The organism is Pseudogracilibacillus sp. SO10305, from assembly GCF_037072005.1.
Lineage (GTDB): Bacteria > Bacillota > Bacilli > Bacillales > Amphibacillaceae > Pseudogracilibacillus > Pseudogracilibacillus intestinigallinarum.
The window spans coordinates 15164-36397 of the sequence record NZ_JAXHDE010000011.1; the positions used below are offsets into that span (position 1 = coordinate 15164).

Sequence of the window (21234 nt, forward strand, 5' to 3'; positions counted from 1 at the left end):
ATATATGTCAATACTAGTGACAAGACACACGTAATTTTAAGGAGTGACAATACTTGATTTATTTAGATTATGCAGCAACAACTCCAATGAGTGAAGTTGCTTTATGTGCGTATAATGAGGGGAGTCAATTGTATTTTGGTAATGCGAGTAGTTTACATGATATTGGAATGAATGCTAGGGATGCTTTACAACTCTGTCGAAAACAGCATAGTTTATTTTTAAATGGAGAAACAGAAGGGATATATTTCACCAGTGGGGGTACAGAAGCGAATATACTTGCTATATTGTCGATTGTACAAGCATATAAAAGCAAAGGAAATCATCTAATTACGACAAAAGTTGAACATGCATCGTTGTTTCATTTATTTCAGCAATTGGAAAATGACGGTTTTGAAGTGACTTATTTAGATGTAAATGAACACGGTACAATTCAGTTAGATATATTAAAACAAGCTATTCGTCCAACTACGATTTTAGCTTCTATCCATCATGGAAATGGAGAAATTGGGACAGTTCAACCCCTAGAGGAAATTGGAGAGATTTTAAAGGCTCATCAAATCATATTTCACTCCGATTGTGTACAAACGTATGGAGAAATAAAAATTGATGTGAAAAAATGTAAAGTAGATAGTATATCTGTTTCTAGTCATAAAATATACGGTCCAAAAGGGGTTGGATTTTGTTATATAAGTCCATCTGTATTATGGAAGAGTATTTACGATGGAACGACACACGAAGATGGTTTTCGCCCTGGAACGGTTGATGTGCCGTCTATTGTATCTTTTACTGCTGCAGCACAACATATGATGGAAACAATGGAGGAGCGCGCAGCAAATTATAATCAATTACGTACTTTATTTTTACAAGATATAAAGAAACTTTCTGATAAAATAATGGTGGAACAGTCATTAGAAGCGCAGTTACCTCAAATTATAGGCTTAACTTGTTTGCACGTACAAGGGCAATACATGATGCTAGAATGTAATCGGCATGGTATTTGCATATCAACAGGTTCAGCATGCCAAGTTGGAATGGAGAGTCCATCAAGAACAATGTTAGCGATAGGAAAGTCGGAATCTGAGGCGAAATGTTTCATTCGTATTTCTTTAGGGAGTAAAACGACAAAAGAGGAATTAGAACGAACAGTAATAGTAATGGAGCGTATTTTTCAATCGCTTCCTTCTTTATGAGGCATGCAAATAAATTATTTCGTTTATGTGTACTATGTTTGATACAGTAATAGTAAGGAATAAAATAATAATCTATAAAAGGTGATTAGATGCATATAATCGATGCGCATATTCATTTGGATATGTATGAGAATAAAAATAGGCAAAGAATCTTAACCGAATTAGAGGCAGAGAAAATAGCCATGTTAATTTCTGTATCGAACGATTATCAGTCAGCGGTAAAAACATTACAAATAGCGATGGACGACCATCGTATAAAGCCCACATTTGGTTACCATCCTGAACAGCCATTACCATCAATGGTGGAAATGAATCAGTTTTTTACTTGGATAGAACAAAATAAAGAAAAAATGATAGCGATTGGTGAGGTAGGATTACCATATTATTTGCGAAAAGAAAATGAACAAATAGAACTAACTCCGTATATACAACTATTAACTAGATTTATTGAATTATCTGTGAGAATGGATAAACCGATTATTTTGCATGCTGTGTATGAAGATGCACCACTAGTATGTACATTATTGGAAGAGTTCAGCGTGAAAAAAGCTCACTTTCATTGGTTTAAAGGAGATCAAAAAACATTAGAACGAATCATTCAACAAAATTATGTTATTTCGGTTACACCAGATGTCTGTTATAAACGAAAGATTCAACAAATCGTTGCACAAACTCCGATCGAAAATTTATTAGTGGAAACAGATGGTCCATGGCCCTTTGAAGGTCCATTCCGTGGAGAAATGACACATCCTAAAATGCTTCATGCATCAATTGAAATGATTGCTTCTATAAAAGATTTGTCATTGGATGCTGTTTACGAACAGTTGTATGAAAATACAATAGACTTTTATTGTTTGGATAAAAGATAAAATAACTGAAAAAAGGATAGGATGACATATTGTTTGCATCAAATGTTATCCTGTCTTTATGTACACATTTATCTAGCAAATGAAGGATTATACGATTATATATACAATAATTGATAATAAAACAGATGTAATAGTCATTGCTACTAATGGGCGTAATGCTCGTGCTCGTAGGTCTTTTAAGCTTACGTTTAGTCCAAGTCCAACCATAGAAGCGGTAAGTAACCAAGTTGTTGACGTAGATATACCTTCCATTACATTTTCAGACATCGGAATATACTGTCCAAATACATATGTGCCTAAAAAGCTACATACAATGAATCCAATTAAAAACCAAGGAAATTCAATCGAAGCATCGGAAGATTTATTATCTTTGTTTTTACGTTTCATTATTGCAATGAAAATAAAACAAAGGGGCACGAGCAAGAAAACACGACCTAACTTACTTAGTAATGCAATAGCTAAACCATTTTCTCCAGCAGGGGCTCCTGCTAATGCAACGTGCGCAACTTCGTGCAAACTAGTTCCAGACCAAATTCCATACTGAATAGCATCAATAGGAAGGACAGGCCATAAAATCGTATACGTAATAGCGAAGACCGTCCCCATTAAAGCAATGATCCCGACGCTAATGGCAGTATCTTCTTCATTTGATTTTACGATTGGTGCAACTGCAGCAATTGCTGCTGCCCCACAAACTCCCGTTCCAACACCTAATAAAAGAGATATATTTTTATCCGCCTTACATAATTTTGCTAAACCAAGCATTGTAAATATAGCGAATACGATCACACCGGCATCAAGCAGTAATAATCCAAGCCCATCACTAAGGACGAGGTTAATGTTTAACTTTAAACCGTATAAGATGATTGCTACACGTAATAGTCTTTTAGAAGAAAAATGAATCCCTTGTCGGATTTTTTCAGGATAACCGAATATTTGACGATACGCGACAGCAATAATTATTGCGCAGGCTAATTGTCCGATAAGAGAGAACCCTGGAACAATAGATAAAACATACCCTAACAATGCAATAAAGAAAGTAAATGCGACTCCAACGACCCACGCCATTTGGGAGGATAGCTGTTTTGTTGATTCTATGTTTTTTTGTGTATTTTTTAATGTCATAAAACACACCTCCTGTATTTATCATAAAGGGAATATTGATATAAGTTAAATAATTAAATATGATTATGATAATAAGTTAATACTTATGATAAGATAAATAAAAGGGGTGATTATGATCAATCAACAATTAGAGGTATTTGTCATGGTAGCAGAAAAACAAAACTTTACTCGAGCAGCAGAAGCTTTACATATGACTCAGCCGGCAGTGAGTCAATATATACGAATGTTTGAGGAAAGTATGGGGCAGCGACTTTTAGAAAGAACGAACAAATATGTATATTTAAATAAAGCCGGAGAAATTGTTTATCATCATGCAAAGGAAATTATCGCATTGTATGACCGTATGGAAAATTTAGTGGGGGATTTAACTGATAATCCTGTTGGCCCGTTATCCATAGGAGCAAGTTATACATTTGGTGAATATGTACTACCAGAAATTTTAGCGAAGATGAAAAGAAATTATCCAGAAATAAAGCCGATTGTAAGCATTGGGAATACAAAGGAAATAGCCGACCTTGTTAAAAGACACCAATTAGATATTGGGATTGTTGAAGGTGATTTTATTCAAGACAAAGAGCTGACTATGGAAGACGTTGCAACAGATTTTATGTATATTGTTGCTAGTCCGCAACATCCATTAAATCTTCATAAGGATAAGATCGGATCGGAGTCATTAGAACAAGTGGAGTGGTTTTTACGGGAGAAAGGTTCTGGAACACGTGCAGCAACGGATAAAGTGTTTCAACAACTTGAGATTCAGCCGAAAAGCACGCTAACATTAGGAAGTACACAACCTATTAAAAGTTTGGTTGAAAAGGGGATGGGGATTAGCTTGATGTCGGAATGGGCAATCCAGAAAGAATTACGAGACGGTGACGTAACAATTTTGCCTGTTGAAGGACTACCATTGTCTCGTAAGTTTTCTACTTTAATTGCCACTCCTTTTCGTTCAAAGGCATTGCAAGTATTTATAAAATTATTGCATGAATGACAAGGATGAACAAACTTTATAATTGAACATATAGATGTATTTGTTCTTCGTGAAAGGATTGCAATAGAAAAACCAATAAAGCGGTAGTAGACCACTTTATTGGTTCTTCTATGAAGGAAGGGAATTACATACATTTCATATCCTTCATTACAAAGTTTCACTTGCACCTTCATGTTATCTTAAGTTTATTGCTTCATATCATCTTTTTCTATTTTCCACATTACTTGGTTACTACTCCCACCAGCAATGTTTCCTGTAGTTTTTCGGAAGAAATATGTATCTGATTCATATGCGTACGCAACAAATTGTGCACTTTTTTCTTCATTCGGAGCAATTTCTCCTTCAAATTCTTCTACTGATTCAAAAGCACCTGCAGAGTCAATGTAACCAGATCCTTCTTCTACTTCCGTTAATTCCATAGCTTCCATCAGATCTTCCGCCTGTAATGTTTCATCTGATGTATTTTTGATGGTAATGTCTAATACTACCCAACAATCAAGTTCAGATTCATAGCCTTCGAACTCATAACCTTTTAATTCGGCTGATGTAACAGTCATATCATATGTACCTAAAGTTGTAACATAGGAACCAGTTTCTCCTAGTTTTAAGTTTAGTTGATCGTCCGCTTCCTCTATAGTTTTAAGAATAGCTGATAAATCATCCTCATTTTCAGCAGTGTTATTTTCTGAAGCATTGTCATCTTCATTAACAGTAGCGTTGTTATTTGTGCTATCGTTTTCTGCATTTTGAGTAGAATTATTATTGGCAGCATTGTTATTGCCACAAGCTCCAAGTACGAGCATTATAGCTAATGTAAGCACGATATATCGTAAAGATTTTCGCATTGGTTTCTATCTCCTCTCTTAAAGTAATAATTTTATCAAAACATAAAACTTATTCATATGTCAATATGAAATGAAAAATAATTGTATTAGTCTTCCTGGTCGATATAAGGAAAATCTCTATTAAATATGTACGATAACATTAGGAAATTGTTCATGGCGATGACCATAAAAAAACTTAAAATACGAATGGAAATTCTGCTATATCGCCTTAGACATGCGTTTTGCGATATATTACTCAGGATCATTCATATTTTAAGCTAATATGTTTCTTCTATTTTGTTAGATGATGTTTATATGCATACACTACTGCTTGTGTTCGGTCATCGACTTCTAATTTACTTAAAATATTACTTACATGGACTTTTACTGTTTTTACTGCAATAAATAATTCATCTGCAATAGCTTGGTTCGATTTTCCTTCTGCAATTAAAAGTAATATTTCCATTTCACGAGGTGTTAACTCTTCGTGTAGGAGTGTTTGTTTTCTGAAACGGTTCATCACTTTTCCTGTAACTTCAGGTTCTAAGACAGACTCTCCTTTGAACGTATGACGAATTGCATCAGCAATTTCTGATGCTTTCGATGTTTTCAACATATAACTCGTTGCTCCAGCCTCTAAAGCCGGATATACCTTTTCATCATCGATAAAACTTGTGACAATTATTATTTTTGCTTCTGGCCAAGCCTTTATAATTTGTTTTGTCGCTTCAATACCATCCATATCATCCATGACGAGGTCCATTAAAATAATATCTGGTTTTACTTCTAAAGTTTTTTCAATCGCTATTTTTCCATTTTTTGCCTCTGCTACAACTTCCATGTCCTGTTGTGCTGATAAATAGGCTCCTAAGCCGATGCGCACCATTTCGTGATCATCTGCAAATAATATTCGAATCATTATGTCACCTCATTCGTGTATGGTTGGTATTTTCACTTCAATTTGTGTCCCTTTATTTGGGAGACTTACTATTTTAAAAGTTCCACCTAGTTCTTCGCTACGCTCTTTCATCGTATCCAGTCCATAAGAGCTAGTGTTTGCTTCGGATAATTTAAATCCTTTACCGTCATCGATTACTCGCATAATAATGAATCCATCACGTTTTATTAACGTAATTTTTAATGTATTTGCTTCTGCATGACGTAATGTATTAGAAACCGCTTCTTGTAAAATACGGAAAAGTTGGTCTTCTACCCCTTTATCAATAGGGAATTGTTCAATTTGTTGTTCCAGTTCAATTGGCAACCTTGCCATTAATTCCTTAATTAAATCGTCTATCCCTTCTTGGAGGTGCTTTCCTTTTAATTGTACGGGACGTAGATGTAAGAGTAAGGCACGCATTTCTAATTGTGATTGTTGAATCATTTTTTCGACCATTGACAATTGATGTTCTAATGTTGGTGAAACATCATGTTTTTCTTCTGTAATGGCAGACATCATCATCGAAGCGGCAAATAGTTGTTGACTAACTGCATCATGCAAATCTCTCGCTAGACGATTCCGCTCTTCTACGACGATTTCTTGTAAACTAGCTTCGCGTTCATTTGCTTGTTCTGTTGCAAGTTGTTGTGCATATTCAATTTGTTGTGCGATTTTTTGTTGGATTTGCTTCATTAATTGATCAACTTGTTGTAAATCTTTATATTCTTCTTCAATGAGCGCTTGTCCTTCATGAAGTTGTCTTAGTTGTCGTTCAATATAACGTATCTGTTGTCTTTCCTGCTGTCCACTAAAAATTCCTTTCAATAAGCCGGCTATAACGATAATGGCACCGATAAGCGAAATATAATGAACATTAAAAAAGGTTGCACGCCATAAGATGTTAAAATCTTTAAATGGAAATACAAGGAATGTAATAGTTAATATGATTACGACGATGAACAGGATGAAAAAAATGTTCGAAAAAATACTTCGGAAAATTTTTCTCATATGCGCTTCACCTCCACATTTCCAGAAATCATGGAGGTAACAATTTTTACTCTCGTTTTGGCAGTTGCATAGTTTTCAGTTTGGTATGAAAGTTGTTGATTTAATAGTTGTTCATGTGGTTTGTTTACTATATAAGCTCTACCAAAAATAGCACTATGATGAATCATAAATTCCGTGTCATAAGGAATATATATCGTAATATTTCCAATGCCGTGACGGATCGATACAACTGCAGTATCATCTGGGATAATCGTTTGGCTCAAATCAATTACTTTATCGCCAATACCGCTAAATATGTTAATATCACGCCATTCATAAGCATCTTCTGGCGTAGATTGTTTTCCGTGTAACAACGCTTTAAATAGTGGATGAATATTTACTAATACTTCGTCCTGGGCTGGTCGGTTTAAGCGATGTTCCGGAATAATATACGTTGCATTTTTATTTTTCCAATAATCGAGTATAAATAAAAGGATAACAACGACGATAATAAACCGTACCGCTAACATATTAAGAATCGTTACTAAAAGACCGATGATTCCGCCCCAAAAAGAAAATTTTCCCCAAGATTGTGCGTAGTTTTTATGGCCTACATAAATCGCAACTCCGAAAACAATTGCTGTAAGGATAAGGCCACCTCTAAAAAATAAAATTTCTAACACAAAGAGGGTTAATCCAATAATTAATATCCAATTAACTGTTTGTGTGGATAATCGATTAAATATGGAAATAACCCCCTTTTTAACATAGTCAAATAAAATTATCTTCGTTTAGTATACCATAATTATATCGAGCTACTTTATTGTTACATAGTGTTTTCATTGTTTTTTTGTGCTTGAAAATCAATGTCCCGTTCTAAATCCGCGATTTTTTGATCGAATGTACTTGCGTAATAAGCTTTATTCACTTTTTGTTCAATTCGGTCGATGAAATCTTCTAATTCTTGAAAACGATTATAAGCGTTTTCCCCATTGCCGTGTAATACGCGGTTGATTTCTTCGTTTGTGCGGGCGACGTTTTCTCGTCCCATTAGTTCCATTCGACGTAAATGCATATCTTTTAGTTTATGGCTCATTTCTTTATATTTTGTTTCCAATTGTTCGATTTGTTCTGTAGTGTTTTCTCTAGCAAGCTTCATTCTTTTTGCTCTTTGGGCATATTCTTCAAATTCTTTCATCGCATAGTTGTACAGTTCTTCTTCATTTGCCATTTTTGCGATATCGGCTTGTCTTTTTCGTTTCGTTGCTTGCTCTTCCGCTACGATAAATTCTTGTGTAAATTCATCTTTTAATTTGTAATGACGTTGTAGCAATTTTTTTACTTTCTCTTTTTCTTGTTCTGATTGTCGTAAGTAATTATTTAAAGCTGCAATCGGGTTCTTTTCCTCTTTTCGATCCAAAAGTTGATGCATATCAGCTGAAATAGAATTTTTAATACGTGTAAAAATATTATCCAATGTAATCGCTCCTTTGATTAAAGTTTTTTATTTGATAATTCTTGCCATTCATATTCAAAGTTTGTAAAAGGGTCGTTTTCAAGTTGTTTTACATTAGGTGCAATAGCATCGTCCATATGCCAGTTCTTATAAATCCAATACAATAAGCAAGCTGCAACTATTGCAATCAATGCATATAGATTGGAAAGACTAATCGATAATACAATAAATCCTAAAATGACCCAAATGGTTTTTGAAATAACGGAAGAAGCTTTTACAAACTGTTTGAATATCAAATACAGCAGTAATACAGAGATCCCGAGTAAAATCATCGGTCCTAAGTTGAAAATCAACACGGCTAGGGCAGCAAGACCAGTGATAAATAATAAGAAATGTCTCATTTGTTCTCTCCTTTCTAAGTCTAATTTTATTGTAGGAAATATTCGTTGCTTTCGTAATGAGCGCAAGATGTATTTTTGTATACGACTAGAGGCTTAGTGTAGAAATAATGAGGGGAGAATAGAAAAAAGAGGCAGTAACAGAACTAGTTTCTAATTATAAAAAATCGATCATGTTTGTCTTTTTAAGACAAGCATGATCGATTTTCATTTTAAATTCGTTGAAATGATACGAGAACTTCATAAGTTATGATGTTGTTACATTCATTTTACGTGGGTGTGTTTTTTGTATGCTTAAAAATAACAAAAGCGAAGCAGATTTATGGAGCGATATAATCGTACAAATAAAATGAAAAGGTAATTCCAATAAAAATAAATTTACTGAAATTACCTATTTCATGTATTCGTATAACAGATGAATTTAATCTTGATGCGCAATACCGTTCCAGAAAAATTCGATTGTTTGTGCAACGAGATCATCTAAAGAATTAAATGATTTTTCGTGATTTTTTCCAGTTAATAACATCGACATAAATAATAATGCTGCAAGGTGTGTATTGCACGGTGGGATTTCATTTTCATCAATCGATTGTTGGATACGATCTTCAATAGCTTGATACATTTTGTCTTCAGCTTCTTTTAACTGTGCCTCATGTTCAGCAGAGAGAGAATGGCGGGCTTCTTTCATAAATAAATTAACATCCATTCCTGATGTCGCACGTAAATGTGCAACCCCTAATTTATGTAATTGCACTTTAAATGGCTCATCAGTGGAAAAGATTTTATTAATTCCACCAGTAATTCTCTCCATTAATTTAACGACTGCATCTGTAAATAGATCATCCTTTGTTTTGTAATGATAATACACAGTCGCCTTCGTTACGTCTGCTCGCTGTGCTACATCGTCCATAGAAATTAATGGGTACCCTTTTTCTAAAAATAAAAATGTTGCGATTTGTAAGATTGTATCTTTTGTTGATAGTTCATTTGTACTTTTGCGTGGTCGACCTAATTGTCGCTGAGAATTTTCCATTTTACTCACTCCAAGTAAAGATATATAAACATTATTCTACCAATAAAAAGCCAAATCATCAAAGATAGCTGTTCATATTATGTAAAATTTTTGTAATTAATAATAGTCCATGAAAATGGACATAAAAATGCCGTTTTGTCTATAAAAAATGTAAGTTCACAATTTATTTATAAATTGATTAAATGTTGATTTGACAACGTTCTTTGGACATGTGGGAAATTTTTCAATAAAATAAGTTTGATTTCACTTGATTAATTAACTGCCTAGTATATATAATAACTGTATACTGACCAGTATATATAAAAATAATGTGGAGGTGCAATCGATGAAAAGAACTTTCATCATGTTTATAGCTATTATAACTTTTAGTTTATTTCAATTCGTATCACCGAATAGTGAGGCACATGCAGCAACATATGCGGATGGTACATATGATATTTCGTTTGAAATGAAAGAGGCAGGGAGTAACAATACATCAATCGCTGATGGATATTTTACAAAGCCTGCTAAATTGGTCGTTAAGAATGGGGCAAATTATATTCAATTAACGACGAATGAGAGTGACTGGATTAAATCCATGTCAGGTCCAATGGGAAGTGCAACAGATGTAAGCGAAAGTGGCAATACTCGTACAGTTCAATTTGAGGTGGGAGATTTATCAAACCCAGTTAATATGAATATGCATGTTGTTGTACCAGAAGAAGTTGCTGGAATGGAATATGATCATAATCATTCTGTTCGTGTAGTTTTTAATGCCGAAAATATTCCAACTGCAACAAGTGGAAGTACAGAAGCAAAGACAGATGCAAAAGAGGATGTAGAACAAGTAACTGCAGGTGCAGATGATACTACGGAAAAGAACCCTAAGACAGGGGATACAACTCCGATTGGTGTATATGTATTTTTACTATTAGCATCAACTGCCGTTTTAGTTATTTATGAAACTCGTTTTGCAAAAAATTAATCATATGATGGAAAGGAAAGTAAAATGAGAAAACCAACGATCATATTTTCAATAGTACTTCTTCTTATGAGCCTATTCGGCCAACAGCCTGTCCTAGCTGAGACTAGTAGTTATAATAATATAGAGCCCGGTTCATATGATATTACGGCTAAGGCTTTAAATGCTGATAAAGATGAAGCGTCTGGAGCAGCAGGTTTTATTGATGAAAATGCGACTTTAACTATAACTGAAGATAGTTTTTTATTTACCATCACTATTCCTAAAAATGATATGGCAGAAATTGCGGGATTACAAGTTGAGGGTGCTGAGCCTGTTGAGATAGATGGGACGGAATGGACGTACCAATTAAATGAAATTGATGACATATTAAATGCACGTACACAGTATGAAGTACCAAAGTTAAACATGAAACACGATGTTCCTTTTAGATTTAAATTAGAAGGCTTAACTACTTTACCTACTGTAGAAGAAACGCCTGAACAGCCAGAACAGCCGGAAAAGCCAGAACAACCAGAAGATACACCGGAACAACCGGATGAAGAACCAGATCAACCAGAAGATACACCGGAACAGCCGGATGGAGATTCTGAAAAACCAGAGGAAACACCAACACCAGAACAGCCGGATGAAAATAATGCAATTGAATTAGAAAATGGACTACATTCATTCGATACGGCATTTATTAATGTTAAAAATGGTAGTCCATCAGCTATGGCTCGTTATTTAGGGGAAGAAACATATGTTGAAGTAAAAGATGGAAAAACTTTATTTTATATTTTGATTAATGATAATGAGACGGTAACAAAATTAGAATTGGATGGTAAAGCACCAGTAGAAAAAGGTGTCGATGGTAAGAAAACATTACTAGGTTTTGAAGTAGATGCGCTACAAACAAAAATGGATGGATATGCTGAATATCAAGCTCCGTTGAATGGAGAGATTTATAACGGAAACGCAGATTTTAATATCGAACTAAACGATGAATCAATTAAAAAGGTGAACCAGTTACCAATCGAAACGGAAACGACAGTAGAAGAAGACAAACCAAAACCAGAAGAAAAACCTTCTAAGCCAGAAGAAAAACCTGAGGCAGAAGATAAAGTACAAACGATTGATTATGTAATTAAACATGAAACAGAAGATAAAGCATCAGCAGCAGATGAATTCTTTAAAAAGCCAGGAAAAATTGTTGAGAAAAATGGGAAGTATTTCTTAGAAGTAACAGTGAAAAACTGGAGCATGATTGACGATTTAAAAGCGAATGGTAAAAAGATAAACGTTTTGAAAGAAAATAAAAAAGACGATGAAGCAGTAGTTCAAATTCCGATTGCAAAAGATTTTTCTAAAATTGTCCCGTTAAGCATGAAAGTAACGGTGCCTGGTTTATATGAAACAACACATGAAGCTCGTCTTGTCATGGATATCGATTCTTTAAAAGAAGTGGAAGAAGAATCGGGTAGTAATGGAAACTCGGGTAAAGATCCTAATCACCCAGGTACTTCACCAAAAGATAAAGGGAAAAAACCAAGTAAACAATCTACCAACCAAACTAACGTTGGTGTAAATGCTTATAATATTGACTATACTATTAAACATGCTACAAAAGACGAAGCATCTACTGCAGATGGGTTCTTTGAAAAGCCAGGAACATTACTAGAGAAAAATGGAAAATACTATTTACAAGTAACAGTAACAAACTGGAGTATGATTGATTGGATCGAAGTTAATGGAAATTCCATTGCAATTGTAAGTGAAAATAAAGCGAAAGATATAGCAGTCATTCAATTTGCTGTGCCAAGTGATTTATCAAAAGTTGTTCCATTAACGATGAAAATTACAGTTCCAGGTTTATATGAAACTGTACATGAAGCTCGTCTTGTCATGAATCCTGATAGCATGAAATTAATAAATGGAAAACATAGTTTCGATGTTGATGAAAATCTTGAAAACAATATAGGAACATCAAATGGAAAAAATAGAGCATCTACTGATGATCAAATGGATAAACCAGCATTTGGTAATGCAACAAATAATGGAACACCAACAGATAACGGTACAGATAATGCTCCAACAAACCCTAAAACAGGAGATACGAGCAAAATCATTTTGTACAGCTTATTATTAGTTGGATCATTAGCAATGTTGGTGCTTCGTATTAGAAAAACTCAGTTTAACGGATAAAGAATCATACAATTAGTATATACATCTTACTAATTGGATTGGATTTTTGCGGGCAAGGCTCTCCCCCACATAAATTGACGGTGGCAAAACGCTTCCGTCAGTACTTTGCCCATAATGATGTGAATTCTTTATTTGCATATAAATGACCCCACTACCAATTTTGGAGTGGGGTTTATGTTGTTCGTTTATTGTTACATAATTGGACGAACAAGCGAAAAGAATTCCAATACATAGCATTGTTGTAACATATCGTATGATTCTTTTTTTCATCGCTTCCATCTGTCTTTTTATAAGAATTATAAGGTATATTTAATGATTGAAAATAAATTTTTCGCGAAAGTCTTTTATTTAAGCTCCATTGACATTGAAAGCGCTTTATAATAATGTTTGAGATATAGATTATTTTATTGGAGGAATGTTCATGGGTGAGATGATTTTTAGTGATCCATTAAAATTGAATGCAATTCGTTTTGGTGAAAAAGAAGCAATATCCTATTTGGACAGGCGATTTACATATAAACAGTTGAATGATCGTGTAAATAAATTAGCGCACGCATTGCAGAGTAAAGGGATTAATAAAGGAGATAAAGTTGCTTTCATGTTGTTAAATTGCAATGAACTTGTGGAAACGATGTTCGCTTGTAGTAAAATTGGAGCGATTTTTATTCCGATTAATGCACGTTTTGTAGGAAGGGAAATTGCCCATATTGTAAATAATGCTAAAGCGGGATTACTAATTTATGATATTCGTTTTGAGGAAGAAGTGGTGAGAGCAACAGAATGGACGAAAACGATTCAACACTTTGTTAGTGTCGGGACAAATAGTTCTTTTACAAAGGTGGAGTATGAACAATGGATTGGAGAACAACCATCGGTGGAGCCAACCCCAGTTGTTCCTTTGCAGGAAACGGATACAATTTGCTATTTATATACAGGTGGTACGACAGGTTTGCCAAAAGGTGCGGTTAGATCACATAGAAGTTTGTATTTAGTTAGTTTATTATTTAGTATCGAATTCGAAATTGGACGAAATGGAAAGGGGTTAGTAGTTGGACCATTATTCGGTGCAGCATCTTTGGCCATTACGATACCGAACTTTTTTGTCGGTAATCCTGTCCATTTACTTGAGCGTTTTGATCCAGAGGCAGTGTTACGTGGAATGGATGAGGAGAAAACGACAACGACTTTTTTAGCACCACCTATGTTAGATGCAATTTTTTCGTTACCGGAAGAAATAAAGGAAAAATATGATGTATCATCAATGGAATCGATTATTTCAGTTGGTGCCCCTCTTATGACAGCGACAAAGGAACAGACATTGCAATTTTTTCCTCGAATAAAATTAAATGAATTTTATGGTGCATCGGAACATGGTGGATCGACAAATTTATTTCCAGAATATATGGCTTTAAAGGATCGTTCCGTCGGTTTACCGATGTTAGGAATGGAAGTGAAAATTGTAGATGAAGCGGGAAATGAAGTGAAGCAAGGAGAAGTTGGCGAGATTGTTGTAAAAGGTATTACATTATGTGATGGATATTATGAAAATGAACGAGCGAATGAAGAGGCATTTCGTGATGGATGGCTCGGTCTTGGGGATTTAGGAAAACAAGATGAAGAAGGGTTTTATTATTTAGTCGATCGTAAACAAGATATGGTTTTATCTGGAGCATTTAATGTGTACCCAGCAGAGATTGAAGAAGTACTACATTTGCATAATAATGTTGCGGAAGCGGCAGTAATTGGCAAAAGTGATACAAAATGGGGGGAAGTTCCTGTCGCAGTTATTCGCTTAAAGGATTCTAAAACGACAACTGAAGAAGATATTATTCATTTTTGCCGTAGCAATATGGCTAGTTATAAAATTCCACATGAAGTAATTTTTGTAGAAGAATTGTTGCCTCGTAGTTTACAAGGAAAAGTATTGAAATTTAAATTGAGAGAGACATTTGTTCAATGAACTGATGAAGCAATAGGTAAGGGAACATCTTCTTCTCGCAAGATAAATCGTATAATATTATATAATGAAGAAATATAAGATGTAGAAAAGAGAATGAATATATTATATCATGTTAAAGGTGTACGGAAGAAAAGAGGAGAAGTATTGCAACATATTACATTTGAAAATATTCACGTATTAGGGTCCGTAATACATGAGGAAGATACATATATACAATATGAACACAAAGATATGTTCTATAGGTATGATAGTAATTTTATTCGCTTTAAACAAATGCCATCATTGCTTACATTTCAAAAATTAGTAGCGACGTCTAAAAGATATAATGAAAGTAATGGTGCATATTATGTACATTTTCATTTTCCTGAAAATGTTGAACTCCCAACAGGATTATGTCGTTATTTACAAGATGAACAATATGAAATTACTAAAATTGAACTATATGCGATTCAACCAATTGATTTTCCAATTGTAGAACAAACAGCAGAAATTGAGATTCAAGCTGTAAATGAGGAAAATTTACAGACGTTTCTACGTTTGCAATATGAAGATGATATAGAATTTGGTCCGACATTTGCGAAGGAACAAAGGGACTTGACGTATCGTTTATGGGAATCAGATGTTCATACATATGTTATAGCTTATTTTGCAGGAAAAGCAGTAGGGTATGTTGAGTTAATATTGCAAGAAGAGACAGTAGAAATAAATAATTTAATGGTACGTGCCCCATATCGGCGCCGTAGTATTGGAAGTATGCTCCAGACTTATGTTGTGCAAACATTTCCAAATAAAACGATCATTTTATTAGCGGACAGTGAGGATACTCCGAGAGAAATGTATCAAAAGCAAGGCTATGTAAACTGTGGTTTTATGTATGAAGCATTAAAAATATTTAAATATGATTGAGTGTACGAAGTGAAAAACATAAAACGAGACAGGAGATAGCAAGAAGTTATCCCTGTCTCGTTTTAATGTAGCATTTGATCGAACATATTTGTTAATCCGAAGTTAGTAGACAATTGTTCCTCTGCGTACTTTAACTCGTCTATAGCACGGTAAAACAGATCGGCACTAGACTCATATTCTTCAGCAACAGCAAGTGAGATTGCTTGTTCTATTTGGTCCAGATTCTCATTATAAGTTGTGCTAACATCTTTTAGTACCCCAATATAATCTGTGGCATCGTTTGAATTTGGTAAAGCATCGATTTGTTCTAAACAGTCTCTGACATATCCAATATGTTCTTCTACATTCATCTGCCACTCAGCATCGTACAAAACCGCTTGCATCATGTATGCAGGAAAGACAATTTCTAAAAAATTATCTTTTATAGCGAGAAATGTAGGGAAGATTTCATTGAATTCGTCCTGTGCATTAGTTTCTGCTATGTGATCTGTTTCTGCTTCATCCTCATGCTCCGTTTTCTCGGTATGAGTATTAATAGCGGTCTTTTCTTTTTGAGCATTTTTAATTTCTTGATCTAAATTAGCTTCTTCTTTTTCTAATTTTTCCATTTCTTCATTTAATGTTTCGAGTTCTTTTTCTAAAGTTTTTACGCGCATTTCTTGTTCATTTAACGCCTCTTTTGGAGTGGATTCACAGCCAATTAAGAAAACAACAAGAAAAAGCATCATCATACGTTTCATTTATTAACCACCTTTTTAATTAAGTTGTGCCTGTATGTCATGCATCATCTCTAATGCCTCATCTAGATTAGTTTGTACTTCATCGATTAGTTGTCGATGTATTTCTTTTGAACCAGTACTATTTAGACGATGGTTTTCTAATTCTGTAACTACTTCATTGATGTTACCCGAATACATTTGTGTCCAAGTGACAAATTCGTCTATAAGTGCCTCGTGTTGTGGTGGAGTTGATTCTAAAAAATCAGGGATAAACTTACTAGGTGCTTGATAAAATACTGGCATAAAAACATATACCTCCATTATCCAGTCTATTTCAGGCAACGCATCTACCCCTTCACGAATCATCGATTGTAAGTCGTTGTGATTAATTTCATAGTATTCAACGTACATGCTCAATTCTTCTAAAAATGGGTCATGTTTTGCTGTGGACGCCACTGTCTTTTCATTTTCTGCTTGTTGTTCCATGATTTCAGCTAATAACTTTTCCATTTCTTTCTCTTTTTGGTTTACCGTTTCTTGTTTTTCCTCTATCATTATTTCTTTTTCTTCTATTTGTTCTTTTAATGTTTCCATTTTATCGTTGATTGCATGTAGTTCATTTTCATTGCTACTATTCGATTGGCAACCGATCAATAAAAGAATCATAAATACGATAAAGTACATGCAAAAACTTATGTTTCTCTTTTTCTTCATGTTATCTTCCTCTATAAAATAATACTTATTATCTATTACTTTTAGGCTAATAGCAAGTAAGAGTAAAGAAAAATAGATATCGTGTGATTGTGTTGGAACATATGAGAGAAATTTATGAACAATATGAAGGTGAATTTGAAGATTTAGGTCCGAATTTAACAGGGGCTAAAATAGGCCTAGCGGTACCTAGCTATATGGAAATTGATTCATTAGCAGATTTAAAGCCTAAAAAATAGAAGAGAAAAAAGAGTCTAATGATGTACCGAACGGATAAAGTTAAATTTACTATTTATCTCTTGAGGTGTATATGTCATAGTAGACTCTTTTTTTTATTTCTCTTATGTGAAACAAACTAAATTGGATAGACATTTTAATAACATTCTTCGATCTGGTTATTTTCATGTATAATAAAAGATACTGAGGTGATACAAATGTCAGAAAAAATGTCTGGTGAAAAAAGACGTAAATTCATCGTGAATCAATTAAAAAAGACGAAAAAGGCTTATACGGGTAGACAATTAGCTGAAATGACGAATGTCAGTAGGCAGGTGATTGTTACAGATATTGCCTTATTAAGAACGGCGGATGAACCAATTATTGCAACGAACCGAGGGTATATTTATTTACAAGAAGATGAACAGGAAACATTTAAAAAAGTTGTTGCATGTCAACATCGCCCAGAGGATACAGCAGAGGAACTAAACATTATAGTAGATAATGGTGTAAAAGTGTTAAACGTGATTGTCGAACATCCGATTTATGGTGAAATGACGGGTAGTTTGCAAATTGAAAGTAGATTTGATGTGAAACAATTTATCGAAGCTTTACACGAAGAACAGTCAACTCTTTTATCTGTTTTAACAGATGGGATTCATTTACATACGCTTGAAGCGGACAAAGAGGAAAAATTGGAAGCGGCGATCCAAGCATTACGTCATGCGGGGTATTTATACGAAGCATAATTGAAAGGGGTAAACGAAAATGTTTACCCCTTTTTCATTAAAGTCCCATAATATGGTATCCAGAATCTACATGGATAACTTCGCCGGTAATTCCTCTTGATAAATCACTTACTAAGAACATTGTTGCATCTCCGACTTGTTCTTGGTCAACATTTCTACGTAAAGGAGCTCTCTCTTCAATAACAGAGTGGATTTCATTTAAACCGGAAACCCCTTTAGCTGATAATGTACGAATCGGTCCAGCTGAAATAGCATTAACACGGATGCTGTTTTTACCTACATCTTCTGCTAAGTAACGGACACTTGCTTCTAATGAAGCTTTCGCAACTCCCATGATATTATAATTTTTCACGACTCGTTCTGAACCTAAATATGATTGTGTAACAATACTGCCGCCTTCTGTCATATATTTACGTGCCGCATTTGTTACAGTTACTAAAGAATACGCACTAATTTCTTGTGCAAGTAAAAATCCATCTCGAGATGTGTTTGCAAATTCACCTTGTAATTCTTCCGTGTTTGCAAACGCGACAGAGTGAATAACACCATGAATTACACCAAGTTTTTCGCCAATTTCATCAAAAGCTTGTCCAATACTTTCATCACTCGCAACATCACATGTAACAAGCAAAGCCGGTTGTATATTATTTTCTCCTAATAATTTTTCTAATTTTTTCTTAGAACGTTCTTGTCTATTAGTGAAAATTAAATTCGCGCCTTCCCGATGTAAGGACTTTGCAATTCCCCAAGCGATGCTTCGTTGGTTAGCAACTCCCATTACAACAATGTTCTTTCCTTTTAATAAGCCTGACATATAGGCACCTCCATCGAAATATGTACTTTCTATATTATACTTAATAGAAGGAGGGGAACACAATGTAAAAGGTAAAAAAAGACATGAACAGAAGAGGAAATGATAGTTTTTACGGAAATATTCAATTTATTTGACGATTAATCTAATATATACTACTATATGGTTGTCCAAGTAATTTTGTGACTTTTTTTATCATGGAAAAAGTAAAGTGAAAACTTTTTATTCAAAAAATATGCAAAATACTTTACAAAGCAAAAAATGTTCTCTATAATAAAAAATGTTGACTGTCAAAAAGGCGATGCAACATATACATAAGTAAGGCCCCTTGGTCAAGCGGTTAAGACACCGCCCTTTCACGGCGGTAACACGGGTTCGAGTCCCGTAGGGGTCACCATCATGCCGGCCTAGCTCAATTGGTAGAGCAACTGACTTGTAATCAGTAGGTTGGGGGTTCAAGTCCTCTGGCCGGCATTTTTTTAATGAAAAAATATTGGAGGGGTAGCGAAGTGGCTAAACGCGGCGGACTGTAAATCCGCTCCCATCGGGTTCGGCAGTTCGAATCTGCCCCCCTCCACCATGGATATTGGGCTATAGCCAAGCGGTAAGGCAACGGATTTTGGTTCCGTCATTCCTAGGTTCGAATCCTAGTAGCCCAGCCAATTATTACAATTATAAGTTATAAATATAGATAAAATAAACAAGGGAGGTTTTTTAAACTTACCTTGTTTATTTTTGTTTTTATGACTATTTCAGTGGATTATATGAAAAGGTATCGTATTTTTTGAAGAAAAAGCAAGATATATAGGAAATTTATAAGTACTTTTGATATAATGAAATGCAGGATTTGTTCGGAAAATAATAAATGAAGAAAAATGAACATAATTTTTAGTTAAGGGTGAATGAAATGGATATTTCTTCTAGAATTCCTGGTTTTTATAAAATGACTGTTGAGGAACGAAAAGAACATATTAGTACATTATTTCAACTAGATGATGTAGCAAAATCACAGTTGAATGATATGGTAAATTTACCAGAAAATATTGCAGACAAAATGATCGAAAATGTTATTGGAACATTTTCGTTACCTTTAGGATTAGGATTGAACTTTTTAATTGATGGGAAAGATTATGTCATTCCAATGGCAGTGGAAGAACCATCGATCATCGCTTCAGCTAGTTATATTGCGAAAATTGTACGTGAGGCTGGTGGATTTAAAACAGAAGCGACAGATAGAATTATGATTGGCCAAATTCAAGTTGTCGGTTGCCCAGATTTTGAAAAAGCAAAACAAGCCGTATTAGATCAAAAAGAAATGCTTATTAAAGCAGCAAATGATGCGTATCCGAGCTTAGTTGCTCGTGGTGGTGGAGCGGTTGATTTAGATGTTCGTATTATTAATGAAGATGGATCAAAATATACGAAAATGCTCGTAGTTCATATTTACGTAAATACGTGTGATGCAATGGGTGCAAACATCATTAATACAATGGCGGAATCACTTGCACCAGTTGTGGAGCATTTAACAGAAGGAAAAGTATATTTACGAATTTTATCGAATTTTGCTGATCAATGTTTAGCAAAAGCGACTTGTGTTATACCACCGCATTTATTAGAAACAGATAGTTTTACAGGGGAGGAAGTACGTGATGGTGTCGTATTAGCGTACGAATTTGCGGCTTCTGATCCTTATCGTGCTGTTACACATAATAAAGGGATTATGAACGGAATTGACCCTGTTGTTATTGCAACGGGGAATGATTGGCGTGCCATTGAGGCTGGAGCACATGCGTATGCCGCACGAGATGGTCAATACAGTTCTATGACGAAGTGGTCTGTAGATGAAAAGGGAAATTTAGTTGGAGAACTTGAATTACCTATGTCGCTAGGAATTGTCGGTGGTGCGAGCCGTGTACATCCAATGGCTCAAGTAGTTTACGACATTTTACGTGTGGAATCTGCCGAAGAGCTTGCACGTATTATCGTAACAGTTGGACTAGCTCAAAACTTAGGAGCAATTAAAGCTCTTGCAACTGACGGTATTCAAAAAGGACATATGCGTCTTCATTCTCGCTCAGTAGCGGTTGCAGCAGGTGCGACAGGGGAATTAGTAGATGTTATTGCAGAGAAGTTAGTAGAAGCGAAAGAAATCCGAGTTGGCTATGCAGAGCAACTACTGGAAGAGTATAAAAAATGAATGTGGA

21 protein-coding genes and 4 tRNA genes are annotated in these 21234 nt (G+C 34.8%); 14 read left to right on the forward strand and 11 right to left on the reverse strand.

Features of this window, described 5'->3' with window-relative positions; translation table 11 throughout:
- Positions 1-53 precede the first annotated feature (53 nt).
- Both SPD45_RS09625 and SPD45_RS09630 read left to right on the forward strand, forming a co-directional pair.
- Positions 54-1190 carry an IscS subfamily cysteine desulfurase gene (locus SPD45_RS09625; RefSeq protein WP_336267520.1) on the forward strand — a complete coding sequence of 379 codons (1137 nt, stop codon included), beginning with the start codon at positions 54-56 and terminating at the stop codon, positions 1188-1190.
- 89 nt (positions 1191-1279) lie between these two features.
- Positions 1280-2059: a TatD family hydrolase gene (locus SPD45_RS09630; RefSeq protein WP_336267521.1), complete on the forward strand. Its 780-nt coding sequence runs from the start codon at positions 1280-1282 to the stop codon at positions 2057-2059.
- Between the two features lie 87 nt (positions 2060-2146).
- On the opposite strand, the gene SPD45_RS09635 is transcribed toward SPD45_RS09630, so the two are convergent.
- Positions 2147-3127, reverse strand: a complete 981-nt coding sequence (locus tag SPD45_RS09635) for a YeiH family protein (protein ID WP_336267617.1) — start codon at positions 3125-3127, stop codon at positions 2147-2149.
- 172 nt (positions 3128-3299) lie between these two features.
- Between SPD45_RS09635 and SPD45_RS09640 the strand changes: the two genes are divergently transcribed.
- Positions 3300-4175, forward strand: coding sequence for a LysR family transcriptional regulator (locus SPD45_RS09640; RefSeq protein WP_336267618.1), 876 nt, complete (start codon positions 3300-3302; stop codon positions 4173-4175).
- Positions 4176-4360: 185 nt separating this feature from the next.
- Here SPD45_RS09640 and SPD45_RS09645 read toward each other — a convergent pair whose 3' ends face one another.
- From SPD45_RS09645 to SPD45_RS09675, 7 genes are all read right to left on the reverse strand, one after another.
- Positions 4361-5020: a hypothetical protein gene (locus SPD45_RS09645; RefSeq protein WP_336267522.1), complete on the reverse strand. Its 660-nt coding sequence runs from the start codon at positions 5018-5020 to the stop codon at positions 4361-4363.
- Positions 5021-5291: 271 nt separating this feature from the next.
- The gene (locus SPD45_RS09650; protein WP_336267523.1) at positions 5292-5918 is read right to left on the reverse strand and encodes a response regulator transcription factor; all 627 of its coding nucleotides are present in this window, start codon (positions 5916-5918) and stop codon (positions 5292-5294) included.
- A 9-nt stretch (positions 5919-5927) separates the two neighbouring features.
- Positions 5928-6947 carry a sensor histidine kinase gene (locus SPD45_RS09655; protein WP_336267524.1) on the reverse strand — a complete coding sequence of 340 codons (1020 nt, stop codon included), beginning with the start codon at positions 6945-6947 and terminating at the stop codon, positions 5928-5930.
- A complete protein-coding gene (gene liaF, locus SPD45_RS09660) occupies positions 6944-7609 on the reverse strand; it encodes a cell wall-active antibiotics response protein LiaF (protein WP_336267525.1) in 666 nt (221 codons plus the stop codon). Before liaF ends, SPD45_RS09655 begins: the two co-directional genes overlap by 4 nt.
- 143 nt (positions 7610-7752) lie before the next feature.
- The gene (locus SPD45_RS09665) at positions 7753-8403 is read right to left on the reverse strand and encodes a PspA/IM30 family protein (RefSeq protein ID WP_336267526.1); all 651 of its coding nucleotides are present in this window, start codon (positions 8401-8403) and stop codon (positions 7753-7755) included.
- Positions 8404-8420: 17 nt separating this feature from the next.
- Entirely contained in the window at positions 8421-8783 is a 363-nt protein-coding gene (locus SPD45_RS09670) for a lmo0954 family membrane protein (protein WP_336267527.1), read from the reverse strand.
- 418 nt (positions 8784-9201) lie between these two features.
- Positions 9202-9813 (reverse strand): TetR/AcrR family transcriptional regulator, encoded by a 612-nt coding sequence (locus SPD45_RS09675; protein ID WP_336267528.1) that lies wholly within the window; start codon positions 9811-9813, stop codon positions 9202-9204.
- A 325-nt stretch (positions 9814-10138) separates the two neighbouring features.
- On the opposite strand from SPD45_RS09675, the gene SPD45_RS09680 reads away from it, so the two are divergent.
- From SPD45_RS09680 to SPD45_RS09695, 4 genes are all read left to right on the forward strand, one after another.
- On the forward strand, positions 10139-10777 hold the full coding sequence (locus SPD45_RS09680) for an NEAT domain-containing protein (protein WP_336267529.1): 639 nt from the start codon (positions 10139-10141) through the stop codon (positions 10775-10777).
- Between the two features lie 24 nt (positions 10778-10801).
- Positions 10802-12958, forward strand: a complete 2157-nt coding sequence (locus SPD45_RS09685; RefSeq protein ID WP_336267530.1) for an NEAT domain-containing protein — start codon at positions 10802-10804, stop codon at positions 12956-12958.
- Positions 12959-13379: 421 nt separating this feature from the next.
- The gene (locus tag SPD45_RS09690; RefSeq protein WP_336267531.1) at positions 13380-14918 is read left to right on the forward strand and encodes a class I adenylate-forming enzyme family protein; all 1539 of its coding nucleotides are present in this window, start codon (positions 13380-13382) and stop codon (positions 14916-14918) included.
- Between the two features lie 93 nt (positions 14919-15011).
- On the forward strand, positions 15012-15824 hold the full coding sequence (locus SPD45_RS09695; protein WP_336267532.1) for a GNAT family N-acetyltransferase: 813 nt from the start codon (positions 15012-15014) through the stop codon (positions 15822-15824).
- A gap of 62 nt (positions 15825-15886) precedes the next feature.
- Here the strand turns inward: SPD45_RS09695 and SPD45_RS09700 are convergent, their stop codons facing one another.
- Positions 15887-16564 (reverse strand): hypothetical protein, encoded by a 678-nt coding sequence (locus tag SPD45_RS09700; protein ID WP_336267533.1) that lies wholly within the window; start codon positions 16562-16564, stop codon positions 15887-15889.
- A 15-nt stretch (positions 16565-16579) separates the two neighbouring features.
- Entirely contained in the window at positions 16580-17257 is a 678-nt protein-coding gene (locus SPD45_RS09705; RefSeq protein WP_336267534.1) for a hypothetical protein, read from the reverse strand.
- 101 nt (positions 17258-17358) lie between these two features.
- On the opposite strand from SPD45_RS09705, the gene SPD45_RS09710 reads away from it, so the two are divergent.
- Positions 17359-17493: a glycine betaine ABC transporter substrate-binding protein gene (locus SPD45_RS09710; RefSeq protein WP_336267535.1), complete on the forward strand. Its 135-nt coding sequence runs from the start codon at positions 17359-17361 to the stop codon at positions 17491-17493.
- 195 nt (positions 17494-17688) lie between these two features.
- Complete coding sequence (locus SPD45_RS09715; protein WP_336267536.1) at positions 17689-18219, forward strand: transcription repressor NadR; 531 nt, start codon at positions 17689-17691, stop codon at positions 18217-18219.
- Positions 18220-18256: 37 nt separating this feature from the next.
- Here the strand turns inward: SPD45_RS09715 and fabI are convergent, their stop codons facing one another.
- On the reverse strand, positions 18257-19033 hold the full coding sequence (gene fabI / locus SPD45_RS09720; protein ID WP_336267537.1) for an enoyl-ACP reductase FabI: 777 nt from the start codon (positions 19031-19033) through the stop codon (positions 18257-18259).
- Positions 19034-19352: 319 nt separating this feature from the next.
- Here fabI and SPD45_RS09725 point away from each other — a divergent pair.
- From SPD45_RS09725 to SPD45_RS09745, 5 genes are all read left to right on the forward strand, one after another.
- Positions 19353-19427: transfer RNA gene (locus tag SPD45_RS09725), tRNA-Glu, on the forward strand.
- A 4-nt stretch (positions 19428-19431) separates the two neighbouring features.
- Positions 19432-19504 (forward strand) — tRNA-Thr (locus tag SPD45_RS09730).
- Positions 19505-19525: 21 nt separating this feature from the next.
- Positions 19526-19610 (forward strand) — tRNA-Tyr (locus SPD45_RS09735).
- A gap of 7 nt (positions 19611-19617) precedes the next feature.
- Positions 19618-19692: transfer RNA gene (locus tag SPD45_RS09740), tRNA-Gln, on the forward strand.
- A gap of 245 nt (positions 19693-19937) precedes the next feature.
- Positions 19938-21227 (forward strand): hydroxymethylglutaryl-CoA reductase, degradative, encoded by a 1290-nt coding sequence (locus tag SPD45_RS09745; protein ID WP_336267538.1) that lies wholly within the window; start codon positions 19938-19940, stop codon positions 21225-21227.
- The last annotated feature ends 7 nt before the right edge of the window (positions 21228-21234 follow it).

Bases quoted from the DNA above. Each gene is read 5' to 3' on its own strand.
- SPD45_RS09630 (WP_336267521.1), top strand. From the start codon at position 1,280: ATGCATATAATCGATGCGCATATTCATTTGGATATGTATGAGAATAAA.
- SPD45_RS09635 (WP_336267617.1), bottom strand. From the start codon at position 3,127: ATGGCGTGGGTCGTTGGAGTCGCATTTACTTTCTTTATTGCATTGTTA.
- SPD45_RS09645 (WP_336267522.1), bottom strand. From the start codon at position 5,020: ATGCGAAAATCTTTACGATATATCGTGCTTACATTAGCTATAATGCTC.
- SPD45_RS09650 (WP_336267523.1), bottom strand. From the start codon at position 5,918: ATGATTCGAATATTATTTGCAGATGATCACGAAATGGTGCGCATCGGC.
- SPD45_RS09655 (WP_336267524.1), bottom strand. From the start codon at position 6,947: ATGAGAAAAATTTTCCGAAGTATTTTTTCGAACATTTTTTTCATCCTG.
- SPD45_RS09670 (WP_336267527.1), bottom strand. From the start codon at position 8,783: ATGAGACATTTCTTATTATTTATCACTGGTCTTGCTGCCCTAGCCGTG.
- SPD45_RS09675 (WP_336267528.1), bottom strand. From the start codon at position 9,813: ATGGAAAATTCTCAGCGACAATTAGGTCGACCACGCAAAAGTACAAAT.
- SPD45_RS09680 (WP_336267529.1), top strand. From the start codon at position 10,139: ATGAAAAGAACTTTCATCATGTTTATAGCTATTATAACTTTTAGTTTA.
- SPD45_RS09685 (WP_336267530.1), top strand. From the start codon at position 10,802: ATGAGAAAACCAACGATCATATTTTCAATAGTACTTCTTCTTATGAGC.
- SPD45_RS09690 (WP_336267531.1), top strand. From the start codon at position 13,380: ATGGGTGAGATGATTTTTAGTGATCCATTAAAATTGAATGCAATTCGT.
- SPD45_RS09695 (WP_336267532.1), top strand. From the start codon at position 15,012: ATGAATATATTATATCATGTTAAAGGTGTACGGAAGAAAAGAGGAGAA.
- SPD45_RS09700 (WP_336267533.1), bottom strand. From the start codon at position 16,564: ATGAAACGTATGATGATGCTTTTTCTTGTTGTTTTCTTAATTGGCTGT.
- SPD45_RS09705 (WP_336267534.1), bottom strand. From the start codon at position 17,257: ATGAAGAAAAAGAGAAACATAAGTTTTTGCATGTACTTTATCGTATTT.
- SPD45_RS09710 (WP_336267535.1), top strand. From the start codon at position 17,359: ATGAGAGAAATTTATGAACAATATGAAGGTGAATTTGAAGATTTAGGT.
- SPD45_RS09715 (WP_336267536.1), top strand. From the start codon at position 17,689: ATGTCAGAAAAAATGTCTGGTGAAAAAAGACGTAAATTCATCGTGAAT.
- fabI (WP_336267537.1), bottom strand. From the start codon at position 19,033: ATGTCAGGCTTATTAAAAGGAAAGAACATTGTTGTAATGGGAGTTGCT.
- SPD45_RS09745 (WP_336267538.1), top strand. From the start codon at position 19,938: ATGGATATTTCTTCTAGAATTCCTGGTTTTTATAAAATGACTGTTGAG.